Origin of the sequence: Klebsiella quasipneumoniae subsp. quasipneumoniae, from assembly GCF_020525925.1 — a bacterium.
Taxonomy (GTDB): Bacteria; Pseudomonadota; Gammaproteobacteria; order Enterobacterales; family Enterobacteriaceae; genus Klebsiella; species Klebsiella quasipneumoniae.
The window spans coordinates 1,773,294-1,790,362 of sequence record NZ_CP084876.1 but is presented as its reverse complement, the minus strand read 5'-3'; the positions used below and the strand labels follow the sequence as shown (position 1 = coordinate 1,790,362).

The 17,069-nt window shown below is 60.6% G+C and carries 13 protein-coding genes; 6 read left to right on the top strand and 7 right to left on the bottom strand.

What is annotated here, in order from left to right:
- Positions 1–10: 10 nt before the first annotated feature.
- The 5 genes from cobS to dacD all read right to left on the bottom strand — a co-directional run bounded on the left by cobS (position 11) and on the right by dacD (position 4,533).
- Positions 11–751: an adenosylcobinamide-GDP ribazoletransferase gene (cobS, locus tag LGM20_RS08620; protein ID WP_044524051.1), complete on the bottom strand. Its 741-nt coding sequence runs from the start codon at positions 749–751 to the stop codon at positions 11–13.
- Positions 752–1,062: 311 nt separating this feature from the next.
- Positions 1,063–1,386 (bottom strand): DUF496 family protein, encoded by a 324-nt coding sequence (locus tag LGM20_RS08615; protein ID WP_002911883.1) that lies wholly within the window; start codon positions 1,384–1,386, stop codon positions 1,063–1,065.
- A 167-nt stretch (positions 1,387–1,553) separates the two neighbouring features.
- Positions 1,554–2,612: an FUSC family protein gene (locus LGM20_RS08610; protein WP_004203544.1), complete on the bottom strand. Its 1,059-nt coding sequence runs from the start codon at positions 2,610–2,612 to the stop codon at positions 1,554–1,556.
- A gap of 98 nt (positions 2,613–2,710) precedes the next feature.
- On the bottom strand, positions 2,711–3,184 hold the full coding sequence (gene sbmC / locus LGM20_RS08605) for a DNA gyrase inhibitor SbmC (RefSeq protein ID WP_023290331.1): 474 nt from the start codon (positions 3,182–3,184) through the stop codon (positions 2,711–2,713).
- A gap of 185 nt (positions 3,185–3,369) precedes the next feature.
- Positions 3,370–4,533, bottom strand: coding sequence for a serine-type D-Ala-D-Ala carboxypeptidase DacD (gene dacD, locus LGM20_RS08600; protein WP_023290332.1), 1,164 nt, complete (start codon positions 4,531–4,533; stop codon positions 3,370–3,372).
- Positions 4,534–4,713: 180 nt separating this feature from the next.
- Here dacD and sbcB point away from each other — a divergent pair, with 180 nt between their 5' ends.
- Positions 4,714–6,138 (top strand): exodeoxyribonuclease I, encoded by a 1,425-nt coding sequence (gene sbcB, locus LGM20_RS08595; RefSeq protein WP_023290333.1) that lies wholly within the window; start codon positions 4,714–4,716, stop codon positions 6,136–6,138.
- Positions 6,139–6,267, top strand: a complete 129-nt coding sequence (locus LGM20_RS26465) for a hypothetical protein (RefSeq protein ID WP_256555546.1) — start codon at positions 6,139–6,141, stop codon at positions 6,265–6,267. It begins immediately after the preceding gene.
- Between the two features lie 221 nt (positions 6,268–6,488).
- Here LGM20_RS26465 and fusA read toward each other — a convergent pair whose 3' ends face one another.
- A complete protein-coding gene (gene fusA / locus LGM20_RS08590; RefSeq protein WP_032453436.1) occupies positions 6,489–8,591 on the bottom strand; it encodes an elongation factor G in 2,103 nt (700 codons plus the stop codon).
- 240 nt (positions 8,592–8,831) lie between these two features.
- Here fusA and LGM20_RS08585 point away from each other — a divergent pair, with 240 nt between their 5' ends.
- On the top strand, positions 8,832–9,140 hold the full coding sequence (locus LGM20_RS08585) for an ArsR/SmtB family transcription factor (RefSeq protein WP_023290335.1): 309 nt from the start codon (positions 8,832–8,834) through the stop codon (positions 9,138–9,140).
- A gap of 19 nt (positions 9,141–9,159) precedes the next feature.
- Here the strand turns inward: LGM20_RS08585 and nifJ are convergent, their stop codons facing one another.
- On the bottom strand, positions 9,160–12,672 hold the full coding sequence (gene nifJ / locus LGM20_RS08580) for a pyruvate:ferredoxin (flavodoxin) oxidoreductase (protein ID WP_044524052.1): 3,513 nt from the start codon (positions 12,670–12,672) through the stop codon (positions 9,160–9,162).
- 403 nt (positions 12,673–13,075) lie between these two features.
- On the opposite strand from nifJ, the gene nifH reads away from it, so the two are divergent.
- From nifH to nifK, 3 genes are read left to right on the top strand one after another with little or no spacing between them, the layout of a single operon-like run.
- A complete protein-coding gene (gene nifH / locus LGM20_RS08575) occupies positions 13,076–13,957 on the top strand; it encodes a nitrogenase iron protein (protein WP_004203553.1) in 882 nt (293 codons plus the stop codon).
- A 16-nt stretch (positions 13,958–13,973) separates the two neighbouring features.
- Positions 13,974–15,422, top strand: a complete 1,449-nt coding sequence (gene nifD, locus LGM20_RS08570; RefSeq protein ID WP_023290337.1) for a nitrogenase molybdenum-iron protein alpha chain — start codon at positions 13,974–13,976, stop codon at positions 15,420–15,422.
- A 55-nt stretch (positions 15,423–15,477) separates the two neighbouring features.
- Positions 15,478–17,040: a nitrogenase molybdenum-iron protein subunit beta gene (nifK, locus tag LGM20_RS08565; RefSeq protein ID WP_023290338.1), complete on the top strand. Its 1,563-nt coding sequence runs from the start codon at positions 15,478–15,480 to the stop codon at positions 17,038–17,040.
- Positions 17,041–17,069 lie beyond the last annotated feature (29 nt).

Sequence of the window (17,069 nt, the reverse complement as noted above, 5' to 3'; positions counted from 1 at the left end):
ATGCCAGGCCTTACAGTAGCGCCAGTAAAAAGAGTAATTCACCCAGCTCGATCGCCGCTCCGAGGGTATCCCCGGTCTGCCCGCCGAGGGTTCGCTTCAGCGCCCACCCCAGACCCCAGATCAGCACCAGGGCGATCAGCGCGGCGCGCAGCCCATGCAGCCCCAGCAGGGTGGTGGCCAGCGCGATCGCCAGCGCCATCGTCACCAGCGTCTGCTGCAGGCTAATTTTGCCAATAAACAGATTGCCCAGCCCTTTTTCCCGCGCATAGCGATGGCGATACATCAGCAGCACCGCCATTCCGCGACCGACGGCGCAGGCCGCCGCCAGCGCCGCGATGGGGTTGACATCGCGCAGCAGCAGTTCGCCGACCACCAGCACCTTCGCCACCAGCACAAAAATCAGCGCCAGCCCGCCGTGAGTACCCAGCCGGCTGTCGCGCATGATCTCCAGCATTCGATCGCGGGTGCGGGCGGAGAAGATGCCGTCGCAGGTATCGGCCAGCCCGTCAAGGTGAAATCCGCCGGTGAGCAGCGCCAGCGCCAGCGCGCCGAACAGCGCCGCCAGCGGGACACCGCACCACGGCTGCAGGAGGTACACCACCGCGCCGGCGATGGCGCCGAGCAATAAACCGACCAGCGGGAAGGTGACGATACTGCGCTGGTACTGTTCGATCTCCAGGCCCTGAGATAACCGCGCCGGGACCGGCAGACGGCTGATAAACGAGAGTGCGGCAAAGAATGACTTAATCACGTGGTGTTGACTCCTGTCGGCGAAAGCAGCGGAAGAGATTCTGTCGCGCCCGGTCAGCACCTGAGTTTGTCTTCTGGCGAATCGCTCGTCGGAGAGGTGAGAGGTGTTGAGATATCGCCCTGACGCCGCTGCGTCAGATGCCCGGCCAGGATGAGAGAAACCTTTCCGATATCAATACGTTTTCGCGGGGCAGTATAGCAAAGAGTCGGTGCAGAGAGGCAGTTGCCGGGACAAAGTTTTCGCAGAAAAAGAGACGGGAGGTGGTAGTGCAGAACAGCCCGGCGACGCTGACCGCCGCCGGACAGCTGGGATTAACCTTCGACTTTGGCTTCACCCATCACTTTCAGTTTTTTAGAGATGTCGCGGCGCTCTTTGGACAGCTCGGCATTCTTGATGATGTAGTCATCAACGCGGTCTTCGTAATCGCTCTTCATGCTGGCGATGATGCCCTGGATGGCTTCCACGCTCATGCCCGGTTTGATGTAGTCGCTGAGGTTGTCCAGCAGCAGAACGCGCTTCTGGTTATCACGGATCTTTTTCTCAACGTCCTGAATTTCACGCTGCAGTTTGTTCTTACGACGGTACAGACGAACAAACTCCAGTACGTCCTGGAAAGAAGGCTTAGTTGTTTCCATTTTTACACCCCTAATAATTGAGATTCGGATTCGTAAAGCGACTGCGTTATAGGGCTAACATAACTGCTAGCAGTCGCTGATGACAATGTTTTTTCCTTTGCGTTTATCATAACCCTAAACGCTGCTGAATCGAAACAACCCGTGCAGTTACCCGGTGCATCTGGTGCTTATTTGCGCAACGCGCGGCAGATCAGATGCGACAGCAGCTCCAGCTGGCGCGCCAGTTCAATAGAGAGCCAAACATAGCCATGGATCGGGGTTTCCGCCAGGCTATCGTCACCCTGCTCTTTCATCAGCTGGCGCAGTTCGAGGACGATTTCATTCAGCTTTTCATTATTGGCGCGCACAGGCTGAGGGTTCCCTTCGTACAGCGCGTGGGCGATGGCCAACAGCGTCTGCTGGGTCATCTGCTGCGTCTCCCGCAGGGTGTGCGCATTGAGCATGACGAAGTGGCCCGGACGGGTTGCCCACCAGGCGTTGATCTGCAGCTCCAGCATGCACACGAGGTTGCGGCTGACGGTCTGGATAGCCTCGAAGATCGCCTTCTGGATGTGCGTCTCTTTGCTGGCGGGGGTGATCAGCCCGCGCATTTTGACGACGTCGTTGAGCGCCTGTTGGAGATGCTTTTCCAGCCGCGGCCGATCCACCAGATTTGGCGAGAAGCCGGCCTGGTAGAGGCGGTTGAAGTTGGTGACATAGCTGGCCATCTGGATGCGCCAGTGGATAAACGCCCGCTGCGGCCAGATACCGGTAAACAGCATCGCCAGCAGCGAGCCGAAGATCACGTCGCCGCTTCGCCACAGGGCGGTATGCATATCGCCCGGCGGCGCCCCGACCACCACCGACAGGGTGATGCCGATCAGCAGCGCCTGATAGGGTTTCTTGCCCAGCGCCAGCCAGCCGCAGAGGAACATCGCCGCCGCGCACCAGAGGACCATCAGCGGCAGGGAAATAAGCTCAAGCTTGAGCGCCACCAGCCCCAGCGCCGAGCCGAGGATCGTGCCGCCGATGCGCTGAAACGCCCGCGGCACGACGTTGCCCCAGAAGGAGATCGGCCCCATTACCACCACCAGGGTGATGAGAGGCCAGGTCCCCTCAGGCACGTTCAGCAGCCGCACCAGCAAAAAGGTGAGCACAAAGGCCAGCGCAATCCGCACACCATGCACCACCCGATAATGGCGATACAAGCGGATCTCAAATGGCTTGAGTGATTTATCAGCGCGCACAACCCTCTCCGGCAAAACGAAAAGGCCAATTGTAACTGCTTTTTCGCCCGGAGCGTGCCGGGAATGTAAAAATCCTTGTCCGGAACAGGGGTAAATCGCTACGACGCGACGCGGGCGACGGGAACATACATGTCGATATCCCAGTAGCCGTCGTGGTTGCCGTCGTTAAGATAGACCTCAAAGCAGGGCTGGGGGGCGATGCGATACGCCGTGCTCTGCAGCAGGCTGTCGAAAAACTGCCTCCACGGGGTGGCGAAGTCGTGATCCACCACCCGCGCGCGGGCGCAGGCGTAATCCCCGCCGGCAATCGCCGTTATGATCACCCCTTCGCTGTTGGCGGGAATGACGTAATCCTCGTCAACGGCGACCACGGTGGCGCAGCGCAGTTTTTCCGCCGGCACGTCCTCCGGGTTATCGTAGTAGACGGCAAGCCACTCGCGGGCGGGCACCTGCTGGCCCTCAACCCACATCATCAGTTGCTCAAACCCCTGCCTGACGGTTTGATCCCAGGGCCCGACCAGATGGAAACCGGCAATGGTTTTCTTGCCGAGGGGGGTGACGCTGTAGTTCATTTTGCCTCCTTTGGAGATAAATGACTGTATGGATATACAGTTAATTTAACAGGAGATCCCCCCTCAGTATGTGCGCGAATTCACAGAGTCGCCATTGCGGCTGATGAAAAAAACGGCGATGTTGTCACCGCGTCTGCCGGGCGGCAGGCGAAAAAAAACCGCCTGCAAAGAGGCGGTTGGCGTGGTTACAGCTCGTGGTGCAGGTAATCGCTCATTCGCGAGAACACCCCGCCTTTATTAATGCTTTCGAGGGTGACCAGCGGATAGTGGCCCACGACCTTGTCGCCGTCATACAGCGAAATCTCGCCGACCCGCTGGTTGGCGGCGATCGGCGCCTCCAGATCCTTTTTATCCAGCACGTATTTCGCCTTAATCCGCGACACTTCCGCCTTCGGCAGCGCTAACCAGAAATCCTGATCGGTGCCGAGCTTAATCTGCTCTTTATCGCCGTACCAGATGCGCTCGCTGCCGACCTTCTGCCCCTTCTGCAGCACCTGCACGGTGTCGAAGTTTTGCTGCCCCCAGTGCAGCAGTTTCGCGGCCTGCTGCTCGCGGCCTTTCGGGCTGTCGGCCCCCATCACCACGGCGATCAGCCGACGCTGGCCATCCACCGCCGAGGCGATCAGGTTAAACCCGGCGCCCGACGTGTGGCCGGTTTTCAGGCCATCGACGTTCAGGGTTTTATCCCACAGCAGACCGTTACGGTTTTGCTGGGTAATGCCGTTCCACGTCAGGCTTTTCTGGCTGTACATGTGGTAGACGTCAGGCTCGCCATGGATAATCGCCCGCGACAGCACCGCCAGGTCATAGGCCGAACTATGCTGGCCCGGGGCATCGAGGCCGTGGACGGTTTCGAAATGGGTATCCTGCAGATGCAGTTTTTCGACATACTGATTCATCAGGGCGACAAACTGCGGCTGACCGCCGGCGACATAGTCGGCCAGCGCGACGCAGGCGTCGTTGCCGGAGTCGACAATCAGCCCGCGGCTGAGGTCGCGGACGCTGACGCGATCCCCTGGCTTTAAGAACATCAGGGATGACCCGTCGAACACCGGGTTGCCCTTCGCCCAGGCGTCTTTCCCCACGGTGACGATATCGTCAAAGGTGATACGATGGCTGTCGATGGCGCGATCGACCACGTAGCCGGTCATTAATTTGGTCAGGCTGGCAGGATTGCGCTGCTGATGTTCGTTACCCGCGGTCAGTACCTGACCGGTGGTGTAATCCATCAGCACCCAGGAGCCAGCCTGAATGGAAGGCGGCGCGACCGTAGCAGGTAAGTCGACGGCAAATGCGCAGGAAACGCTCGAAGCGAGCAAAGATACAGCAATAAACAAACGGCCTTTCAACGGCATATCCTCTAGATTTACAGATCCGCCGTCCTTTTTACGGAACTTCGCGTTTCATATCAGGGTTTAATTGCAAGAAAATATGACACGGCGGAGGATGTTGCTTGCCGTTACCCTTCTGATGACCGGGCAAATCGTTTACCATACCGGTCGCACGCCACCACGGATAATGAACAGACTATGCAAGACAGCGTCAACCAGCCCGGATTTTTATTCCACGATTATGAAACCTTCGGCACCAGCCCTTCCCTTGACCGGCCGGCGCAGTTCGCCGCCATCCGCACCGACGCGGAGCTGAACGTGCTGGGCGAGCCCGAGGTGTTTTACTGCAAGCCCGCTGACGATTACCTGCCGCAGCCGCAGGCGGTAATGATCACCGGGATCACCCCGCAGGAAGCGCTGGCCAAAGGGGATAACGAGGCCGCGTTTGCCCGCCGCATCCACGATCTGTTCACGGTGCCGCAAACCTGCATCGTCGGCTATAACAATGTGCGCTTTGATGACGAAGTGACGCGGAATATCTTCTATCGCAACTTCTATGACCCTTATGCCTGGAGCTGGCAGCACGATAACTCGCGCTGGGATCTGCTCGACGTGATGCGCGCCTGCTATGCCCTGCGTCCGGAAGGGATCGCCTGGCCGGAAAATGACGAGGGTCTGCCGAGCTTCCGCCTTGAACATCTGACCGTCGCCAACGGTATTGAACACCAGAACGCCCATGACGCGATGGCCGACGTCTACGCCACCATCGCCATGGCGAAGCTGGTGAAAACCCGGCAACCGCGGCTGTTTGACTATCTCTACAGCCACCGCAATAAGCGCAAGCTGGCGACGCTCATCGACGTACCGCAGATGAAGCCGCTGGTGCATGTCTCCGGCATGTTCGGCGCCGCGCGCGGCAACACCAGCCTGGTGGCGCCCCTGGCCTGGCATCCGGAAAACCGCAATGCGGTGATTATGGTCGATCTGGCGGGGGATATGGCGCCGCTGCTGGAGCTGGATGCGGACGCCCTGCGCGAGCGGCTTTACACCCCGCGCGCCGAGCTTGGCGATCTGCCGGCGGCGCCGATTAAGCTGGTGCATTTGAACAAATGTCCGGTGCTGGCTCAGGCCAATACCCTGCGCCCGCAGGATGCCGACCGGCTGGGGATCTCCATTCAGCGCTGTCTGGAGAATGCCCAGCTGCTGCGGGCGAATCCGCAGGTGCGGGAGAAAGTGGTGGCGGTGTATGCCGAAGCCGAGCCGTTCGTGCCGTCCGAAAACGTCGACGCCCAGCTTTACAATGGGTTCTTTAGCGATGCCGACCGCGCGGCGATGAAAATCGTGCTGGAAACGGAACCGCGCAATCTGCCGGCGCTGGATATCACCTTCGCCGACAAGCGCATCGAACGCCTGCTGTTTAACTACCGGGCGCGCAACTTCCCCGGCACGCTCGATGAAGCCGAGCAGCAGCGCTGGTTAGAGCACCGTCGTCAGGTATTTACGCCTGAGTTTTTGCAGGCCTATGCCGATGAGCTGCAGATGCTGTATCAGCAGTATGCGGATGATAAAGAGAAGCTGGCGCAGCTGAAGGCGCTGTGGCAGTACGCGCAGGATATTGTCTGATTGGCTGAAATTCCCGGGTTGCGGCTAACGCCTTACCCGGGCTACAAACTGTATCAGCTGTATGCGGATGATAAAGAGAAGCTGGCGCAGCTGAAGGCGCTGTGGCAGTACGCGCAGGATATTGTCTGATTGGCTGAAATTCCCGGGTTGCGGCTACCGCCTTACCCGGGATACAAACGATGACCGGGGAGGACACCTGACCGTAGGCCCGCGCAAGCGCAGCGCCGCCGGGCATTGCATCCCCGGTTCGTGCTTACCTTTTTGCCCGGGGGCGGCTTCGCCTTACCGGGCCTGGGCGCTGGTACCAGAGTAGCCCGGGTAAGGCGAAGCCGCTACCCGGGATGACTGGCTTAACTTTTCGCGCGGCTGGCGATGATTTCATCCGCTACGTTGCGCGGCGCTTCCGCGTAGTGGTGGAACTCCATGCTATAGGTTGCTCGTCCCTGAGACATCGAGCGCAGCGTGGTGGAATAACCAAACATCTCCGCCAGCGGCACATCGGCGCGGATGATCTGGCTGCCGAAGCGCTCTTCCATCCCCTGCACCATCCCGCGACGGGAAGAGAGATCGCCCATGATATTCCCGGCGTACTCTTCCGGCGTTTCCACCTCCACGTGCATCACCGGCTCAAGGATCACCGGGTCCGCTTTGCGCGCCCCTTCCCGGAAGCCGAAGATCGCCGCCATGCGGAACGCCATCTCCGAAGAGTCCACATCGTGGTACGATCCGAAGGTCAGGGTCGCTTTCACGTCAACCACCGGATAGCCCGCCAGCACGCCGGTGCCCATCGCTTCGCGCAGCCCTTTCTCCACGGAAGGGATGTACTCGCGCGGCACTACCCCGCCTTTGGTGGCGTCCTCGAAGACGAAACCGCTGCCCGGCTCCAGCGGCTCAAGGGTCAGCACGACGTGCCCGTACTGTCCTTTACCGCCGGACTGGCGCACAAATTTGCCCTCCACGTCCGTCACTTTCTTGCGCAGGGTTTCGCGGTAGGTGACCTGCGGACGACCAATGTTGGCCTCGACGTTAAACTCGCGCTTCATCCGGTCGACAATGATCTCCAGATGCAGCTCGCCCATGCCGGAGATAATCGTCTGGCCGGACTCTTCATCGGTATGCAAACGGAACGACGGATCTTCGGCCGCCAGCCGCTGCAGCGCGATGCCCATTTTCTCCTGGTCCGCTTTGGTCTTCGGCTCAATCGCCAGCGAAATCACCGGCTCCGGAAACTCCATCCGCTCAAGGGTAATCACCGCATCCGGGTCGCATAACGTATCGCCGGTAGTGACATCTTTCAGCCCAACGCAGGCCGCGATATCCCCGGCGTGCAGTTCGTCCACTTCGTGGCGATCGTTGGCCTGCATCAGGACGATACGCCCGATGCGCTCTTTCTTGCCCTTCACCGGATTCCACACCGCATCGCCTTTCTTCAGCGTCCCGGAGTAGACGCGGATAAAGGTCAACTGGCCGACGTAGGGGTCGGTCATCAGTTTGAACGCCAGCGCCGACAGCGGCTCATCGTCGCTCGGATGGCGCTCCGCCGGCTGGCCTTTCTCATCCACGCCCTGTATCGCCGGAATATCCAGCGGCGACGGCATCAGCTCCACCACCGCGTCGAGCATGCGCTGCACGCCTTTGTTTTTAAAGGCGCTACCGCAGAGCACCGCCTGGATTTCACCCTTCACCGTGCGCTGGCGCAGACCGGCGACGATCTCCGCCTCGTCCAGCTCGCCGGTTTCGAGGTATTTATCCATCAGCGCGTCGCTGGCCTCCGCCGCCGCCGAGACCATTTTCTCCCGCCACTCGCGGGCAGTCGCCAGCAGATCGTCAGGGACCGGCCCGTAGCTGAAGGTCATGCCCTGGGTGGCGTCATCCCACAGGATGGCGCGCATTTTCACCAGGTCGACGACGCCGGTGAAATGCTCTTCAGCGCCAATGGGGATGACAATCGGCACCGGGTTGGCCTTCAGGCGGTCGATCATCATCTGCACCACGCGGAAGAAGTCCGCGCCGGGGCGGTCCATCTTGTTGACGAAGGCCAGCCGCGGGACATGGTATTTATTCGCCTGGCGCCAGACGGTCTCCGACTGGGGCTGCACCCCGCCGACGGAGTCATACACCATCACCGCGCCGTCGAGCACGCGCATGGAACGTTCCACCTCAATGGTGAAATCCACGTGCCCCGGGGTGTCGATGATATTGATCCGGTGCGGCTCGAAGCTGCGGTCCATACCCGGCCAGAAGCAGCTCACCGCCGCCGAGGTAATGGTGATCCCGCGCTCTTGCTCCTGGGCCATCCAGTCGGTGGTTGCCGCGCCATCGTGTACTTCACCCAGCTTATGGCTCATCCCGGTGTAAAACAGGATGCGCTCGGTGGTGGTGGTTTTACCGGCATCGATATGCGCGGAGATACCGATGTTGCGATAACGTTCGAGGGGGATGGGTCGGGGCATGATGCGTCCTTAGTCGTTTTGACTGTCAGTCTGCGGTCGGAATGATCCGCAGTTCATTTCACTGCCGCTTATGATAGTACAATTGTACGAGTATATTCGAACTGTTTTTACTATTATTATGATTGGTCAGGTTGCGGCGGCGCGCGTGGCATGAGAACAGGAGTTTGGGTATAGTAGCCGCCAGCCGCCGATACGGGCTGCGACCGCCATGCGCCGCGCCACCGCCGACACAGGATTATTATGATCGCCAATCACCCTGAACGAGAACAAATTCGCCTGGAAAATGTCCTTTCCGCGCTCGGCAACCCGCTGCGACTGGAGATCATCCGCACGCTGGCCGACGGCAGCGAGCAGAGCTGTAACGCTCTGCGTCAGGAAGAGGTGGCCAAGTCCACCATGACCCACCACTGGCGCGTCCTGCGCGACAGCGGTGTGATCTGGCAGCGGCCTCAGGGACGGGAGAATATGATTTCGCTGCGCCGGGAAGATCTGGACGCCCGTTTTCCCGGCCTGCTGGATACGCTGCTGAACGTGATGCAGCAGTCGTGAATCGCTAACCTGCTGCCTGCTACTCCCCCGCCAGCCGCTGGTACTGCCTGAAACGGGCCCGGGCATCCTCCTCCGTTTGCCGGAACAGCGCGTCCGCCAGATCCGGGGTGGTTTTGTGCAGCGCGGCATAGCGCACCTCGCCAAGCAGAAAGTCGCGGAAACTCTCTTCCGGCTCTTCAGAGTCCAGTATAAACGGCGTTTTGCCCTCGGCTTCGCGCTGTGGTTGGTAGCGCCACAGGTGCCAGTATCCCGCCTCCACCGCCCGCTTCGCCTCGCGCTGACTGCAGCGCATCCCAGCTTTCAGGCCGTGGTTGATACAGGCGGCGTAGGCGATCACCAGCGACGGTCCCGGCCAGGCTTCAGCCTCGGCGATGGCCCGCAGGGTCTGATCTTTATCAGCGCCCATGGCGATCTGCGCAACGTAAACATTACCGTAGCTCATCGCCATCATGCCGAGATCTTTTTTCCGCGTGCGTTTCCCCTGGGCGGCAAACTTGGCGATCGCCGCCACCGGGGTCGATTTGGACGACTGGCCGCCGGTGTTGGAGTAGACCTCGGTATCGAACACCAGAATATTGACGTCTTCCCCGCTGGCCAGCACATGATCGAGACCGCCGAAGCCAATATCGTAGGCCCAGCCGTCGCCGCCGAAGATCCACTGCGAACGCCGGACGAAATAGTCACGGTTCTGCCAGAGCTGCTCCAGCAGCGGAACCCCCTCTTTTTCCGCCGCCAGCAACGCACTGAGGCGGTCCGCACGCTCGCGGGTCCCCTCCCCCTCGTCCTGCTGCGCCAGCCATTGCCGCATCGCAGCGTGAAGCGCGTCGCTGACCGGCAGCGCCAGGGCGCGGGTCATCTCCCCGGCGATCTGTTGGCGGATCGCCTGGCCGCCGAGCATCATGCCCAGCCCGAACTCGGCGTTGTCCTCAAACAGCGAGTTTGCCCAGGCCGGCCCGTGGCCGCGGTGGTTGGTGGTATAGGGCATCGAAGGCGCGCTGGCGCCCCAGATCGAAGAGCAGCCGGTGGCGTTGGCGATCAGCATCCGGTCGCCAAACAGCTGGGTGATCAGCCGGGCATAGGGCGTTTCGCCACAGCCCGCGCAGGCGCCGGAAAACTCCAGCAGCGGCGTTTCGAACTGGCTGCCTTTGACCGTCGTTTTGCGAAACGGGTTGTCTTTTGGCGCCAGCCCCAGCGCGTAGTCCCAGACCGGGGCCATCGCGCGCTGGCTGTCGAGGGAGGCCATCTGCAGCGCCTTGCCGCGCGACGGGCAGCTCTCCACGCAGTTGCCGCAGCCGGAGCAGTCCAGCGGCGAGATAGCCAGATGATAGTGGTAGTCTTTGGCCCCCTGGGCCGGTTTGCTCAGCAGCCCGGCGGGCGCCGTATCCTGTTCTTCAGCGTTCAGCAACGCCGGGCGGATCGCCGCATGTGGGCAGACGAAGGCGCACTGGTTACACTGGGTGCAGCCGTCGGGCTGCCAGACCGGCACCTCCAGGGCAATGCCGCGCTTCTCCCAGGCGGCGGTGCCGGAGGGAAAGGTGCCGTCTTCCATCCCGGCGAAAGCGCTCACCGGCAGCAGATCGCCGCGCTGGCGGTTCATGGGCTGCAGAATATCGCGGATGAAGTCCGGCATCAGGGTTGTCGCCTGCGGCGCCGGCGCCTCGAGGGTCGCCCAGTGGGCGGGAACCGTCACCCGACGCAGCGCCGCCATCCCCAGCTCGATCGCCCGCTGGTTCATCTCAATGACGCTCGCCCCTTTGCTGCCATAGCTTTTCTCCACCGCCTGTTTGAGATAGTCCGCCGCGGTTTGCGGATCGATAATCGCCGTCAGCTTAAAGAACGCCGCCTGCATCAGCATGTTAAAGCGCCCGCCGAGGCCCAGCTCGCGGGCGATGTCCACCGCGTTGAGGGTATAAAAGTCGATCTTTTCCTGCGCCAGATAGCGCCGGACGCTGACCGGCAGGTGCTGCTCCAGCTCCGCCTCGGACCAGCTGCAGTTGAGCAAAAAGGTGCCTCCCGGCTTCAGCCCCTCCAGCAGGTCGTAGCGGTCGACATAGGATTGCTGAGAGCAGGCGATAAAATCGGCCCGGTGGATCAGGTAGGGCGAGGTGATTGGCCGGTCGCCAAAGCGCAGGTGCGAGACGGTGATCCCCCCCGACTTTTTCGAGTCGTAGGAAAAGTAGGCCTGAGCATAGAGCGGCGTGTTATCGCCGATGATCTTAATGGCGCTTTTGTTCGCCCCGACGGTGCCATCCGAGCCCATGCCCCAGAATTTGCAGGCGGTGATCCCGGCGTGGGAGACCGCCAGCGGCACCTGCCGGGCGGGCAGCGAGGTAAAGGTGACGTCATCGACAATGCCCAGGGTAAACCCGTCCTTCGGCAGCGGCTGCCGAAGATTGTCAAACACCGCGGCGATATCGTTGGGCAGTACATCCTTACCGCCGAGGGCGTAGCGGCCGCCGACAATCAGCGGCGCATCGTCGCGTTGATAGAAAGCGTTTTTGACGTCGAGGCACAGCGGTTCCGCCTGCGCCCCCGGCTCTTTGGTGCGGTCAAGGACGGCAATGCGCTGCACGCTGGCGGGCAGTTGCGCGAAAAAGTGCGCCAGCGAGAACGGGCGATAGAGATGAACGCTGAGCAGCCCCACCTTCTCCCCCGCCGCATTCAGCGCATCCACCACCTCCTGGACGGTGTCGCACACTGAGCCCATGGCGATAATCACCCGCTCGGCGTCCGGCGCGCCGTGGTAATTAAACAGGTGATATTCCCGCCCGGTGAGCGCGGTGATCTTCGCCATATAGCTTTCCACCAGATCGGGCAGCGCGAGGTAGAAGCGGTTACCGGCCTCCCGCTCCTGGAAGTAGATATCCGGGTTTTGCGCGGTGCCGCGGATCACCGGGTGATCCGGATGCAGCGCCTGACGACGAAAGCGCTCCAGCGCCGGGCGGTCCAGCAGCGCCGCCAGTTGCTCATACTCCAGCACCTCGATCTTCTGTATTTCGTGCGAAGTGCGAAAGCCGTCGAAGAAGTTGATAAAGGGTATCCGCCCGGCGATCGCCGCCAGATGCGCCACCGCCGACAGGTCCATCACCTGCTGAACGTTATTCTCCACCAGCATGGCGCAGCCGGTCTGGCGCACCGCCATCACATCCTGATGATCGCCAAAAATATTCAGCGAATTGGTCGCCAGCGCCCGGGCGCTAACGTGAAAGACGCCCGGCAGCAGCTCCCCGGCAATTTTGTACAAATTGGGGATCATCAGCAGCAGTCCCTGCGACGCGGTGTAGGTGGTGGTGAGCGCCCCCGCCTGCAGCGCGCCGTGCACCGCCCCGGCGGCGCCGGCTTCAGACTGCATCTCCATCAGGCGCACCGGCCGACCAAAGAGGTTCTTTTTCCCCTTAGCGGCCCATTCATCGACATTCTCCGCCATCGGGGTGGAGGGGGTAATGGGATAGATGGCCGCCACGTCGGTAAAGGCGTAGGAGATCCAGGCCGCCGCCGCGTTGCCATCCATTGTTTTCATGTTTCCGGACATCGTTCAATCCTCGAAGGTGAGCGTTCTCTTTACCGCGACAGCCCGCGGCAAACCCTGTTTCCTCTTCAAGCACAGCCTGTGCCAGCTCGCGGATTGCCGCCTGTCGCTTATTAATTCAACAGGTTAAGGGAAGAAAGGCGCAGGTCCGTCCGGCGGAATTGCGGGGAATAAGACACAGGGCGCGACAAGCTGTTGAACAGGCGACAAATCGCCGCGCCGGGCCGGTGGCGGGAAATTGTTCTGTTTCGCACATTTGGTGGCGTTATTGTGCCGTTTGCGCAGGCCCCCGGCGCGGCCGGTTTACAGAAAACACTTATTTATCAAAAGACTGAATAAAAAATCACAGCTGGTATGTTCCCTGCACTTCTCTGCTGGCAAACACTCAACAACAGGAGAAGTCACCATGACCATGCGTCAATGCGCTATCTACGGTAAAGGCGGTATCGGTAAATCCACCACCACCCAGAATCTCGTCGCGGCCCTCGCCGAGATGGGTAAGAAAGTGATGATCGTCGGCTGCGATCCGAAGGCGGACTCCACCCGTCTGATCCTCCACGCGAAAGCCCAGAACACCATTATGGAGATGGCGGCGGAAGTGGGCTCGGTCGAGGATCTGGAGCTCGAAGACGTGCTGCAAATCGGCTATGGCGATGTACGTTGCGCCGAATCCGGCGGCCCGGAGCCAGGCGTCGGCTGTGCCGGGCGCGGGGTGATCACCGCCATCAACTTCCTCGAGGAAGAAGGCGCCTATGAAGAAGATCTGGATTTCGTCTTCTATGACGTCCTCGGCGACGTGGTCTGCGGCGGCTTCGCCATGCCGATCCGCGAAAACAAAGCCCAGGAGATCTACATCGTCTGCTCCGGGGAGATGATGGCGATGTATGCCGCCAACAATATCTCCAAGGGGATCGTGAAGTACGCCAAATCCGGCAAGGTACGCCTCGGCGGCCTGATCTGTAACTCGCGCAAAACCGACCGCGAAGACGAGCTGATCATCGCCCTGGCGGAGAAGCTCGGCACCCAGATGATCCACTTTGTTCCCCGCGACAATATTGTGCAGCGCGCAGAGATCCGCCGGATGACGGTGATCGAGTACGACCCGACCTGTCAGCAGGCCAACGAATATCGTCAGCTGGCGCAGAAGATCGTCAATAACACCAAAAAAGTGGTGCCGACCCCCTGCACCATGGACGAGCTGGAGTCGCTGCTGATGGAGTTCGGCATCATGGAAGAAGAAGACACCAGCATCATTGGTAAAACCGCCGCTGAAGAAAACGCGGCCTGAGCACAGGATCCTCACCATGACCAACGCAACAGGCGAACGTAACCTTGCGCTCATCCAGGAAGTCCTGGAGGTGTTTCCCGAAACCGCGCGCAAAGAGCGCAGAAAGCACATGATGATCAGCGATCCGCAGATGGAGAGCGTCGGCAAGTGCATTATCTCGAACCGTAAATCGCAGCCCGGGGTGATGACCGTGCGCGGCTGCGCCTACGCCGGCTCGAAAGGGGTGGTGTTTGGGCCGATTAAAGACATGGCCCATATCTCGCACGGCCCCATCGGCTGCGGCCAGTACTCGCGCGCCGGACGGCGCAACTACTATACCGGCGTTAGCGGCGTCGACAGCTTCGGCACCCTGAACTTCACCTCAGATTTTCAGGAGCGCGATATTGTCTTCGGCGGCGATAAAAAGCTGAGCAAACTGATTGAAGAGATGGAGCTGCTGTTCCCGCTGACCAAAGGGATCACTATCCAGTCGGAGTGTCCGGTGGGCCTGATCGGCGATGACATCAGCGCCGTGGCCAACGCCAGCAGCAAGGCGCTGGATAAACCGGTGATCCCGGTGCGCTGCGAAGGCTTTCGCGGCGTCTCGCAGTCGCTGGGCCACCATATCGCCAACGACGTGGTGCGCGACTGGGTGCTGAACAACCGCGAAGGGCAGCCGTTTGCCAGCACCCCGTATGATGTCGCCATCATTGGCGATTACAACATCGGCGGCGACGCCTGGGCCTCGCGCATTCTGCTGGAAGAGATGGGGCTGCGGGTAGTGGCGCAGTGGTCCGGCGACGGCACCCTGGTGGAGATGGAGAACACCCCGTTCGTTAAGCTAAACCTCGTCCACTGCTACCGCTCGATGAACTATATCGCCCGCCATATGGAGGAGAAACATCAGATCCCGTGGATGGAATATAACTTCTTCGGCCCGACCAAAATCGCCGAATCGCTGCGCAAAATCGCCGATCAATTTGATGACGCCATTCGCGCCAATGCGGAAGCGGTGATCGCCAAATATGAGGGGCAGATGGCGGCCATCATCGCCAAATATCGCCCGCGGCTGGAGGGGCGCAAAGTGCTGCTGTACATGGGGGGGCTGCGGCCGCGCCACGTCATCGGCGCCTATGAGGATCTCGGGATGGAGATCATCGCCGCCGGCTACGAGTTTGCCCATAACGATGATTACGACCGCACCCTGCCGGACCTGAAAGAGGGCACTCTGCTGTTTGACGATGCCAGCAGCTATGAGCTGGAGGCCTTCGTCAAAGCGCTGAAGCCCGACCTCATCGGCTCCGGGATCAAAGAGAAATATATCTTCCAGAAAATGGGGGTGCCGTTCCGCCAGATGCACTCCTGGGACTATTCCGGCCCCTATCACGGCTATGACGGCTTCGCCATCTTTGCCCGCGATATGGATATGACCCTGAACAATCCGGCGTGGAACGAACTGACTGCCCCGTGGCTGAAGTCTGCGTGATTGCCCCTTCACTGTCCCGTCAGTCCACCGATTTGTGGCGCGGGAGGAGAACACCATGAGCCAAACGATCGATAAAATTCACAGCTGTTATCCGCTGTTTGAACAGGATGAATACCAGACCCTGTTCCAGAACAAAAAGAGCCTTGAAGAGGCGCACGACGCGCAGCGCGTCCAGGAGGTATTTGCCTGGACCACCACCGCCGAGTATGAAGCGCTGAACTTCCAGCGCGAGGCTTTGACCGTCGACCCGGCCAAAGCCTGCCAGCCGCTCGGGGCCGTACTCTGCGCGCTGGGGTTCGCCGGCACCCTGCCCTACGTCCACGGCTCTCAGGGCTGCGTCGCCTATTTCCGCACCTACTTTAACCGCCATTTTAAGGAGCCGGTGGCTTGCGTCTCCGACTCGATGACCGAGGACGCGGCGGTGTTCGGCGGCAACAACAACATGAATCTGGGCCTGCAGAATGCCAGCGCGTTGTATAAACCCGAGATTATCGCCGTCTCCACCACCTGCATGGCCGAGGTGATCGGCGACGATCTGCAGGCGTTTATCGCCAACGCCAAAAAAGAGGGATTTGTTGACGACAGTATCGCCATTCCTTACGCCCATACCCCCAGCTTTATCGGCAGCCATGTCACCGGCTGGGACAATATGTTCGAAGGGTTCGCGAAGACCTTTACCGCTGACTACGCCGGGCAGCCGGGCAAACTGCAAAAGCTCAATCTGGTGACCGGATTTGAGACCTATCTCGGCAACTTCCGCGTGCTGAAGCGGATGATGGCGCAGATGGATGTCCCCTGCAGCCTGCTCTCCGACCCTTCAGAGGTGCTCGACACCCCCGCCGACGGCCATTACCGGATGTACGCCGGCGGCACCAGCCAGCAGGAGATCAAAACCGCGCCGGACGCCATTGACACCCTGCTGCTGCAGCCATGGCAGCTGGTGAAAAGCAAAAAGGTGGTTCAGGAGATGTGGAATCAGCCCGCCACGGAGGTGGCCGTTCCGTTGGGTCTGGCCGCTACCGACGCGCTGCTGATGACCGTCAGTCAGCTGACCGGCAAACCGATCGCCGACGCCCTGACCCTTGAGCGCGGCCGGCTGGTGGACATGATGCTGGACTCCCACACCTGGCTGCACGGCAAAAAATTCGGCCTCTACGGCGATCCGGATTTCGTGATGGGCCTGACGCGCTTCCTGCTGGAGCTGGGCTGCGAGCCGACGGTGATCCTCAGCCATAACGCCAATAAACGCTGGCAAAAGGCGATGAAGAAAATGCTCGACGCCTCGCCCTACGGCCAGGACAGCGAAGTGTTCATCAACTGCGACCTGTGGCACTTCCGGTCGCTGATGTTCACCCGTCAGCCGGACTTTATGATCGGTAACTCCTACGGCAAGTTTATCCAGCGCGATACCCTGGCGAAGGGCAAAGCCTTCGAAGTGCCGCTGATCCGTCTCGGCTTTCCGCTGTTCGACCGCCATCATCTGCACCGCCAGACCACCTGGGGCTATGAAGGCGCGATGAACATCGTCACGACGCTGGTGAACGCCGTGCTGGAAAAACTGGACCACGACACCAGCCAGCTGGGCAAAACCGATTACAGCTTCGACCTCGTTCGTTAACCATCAGGCGCCCCGCCGCAGGCGGGGCC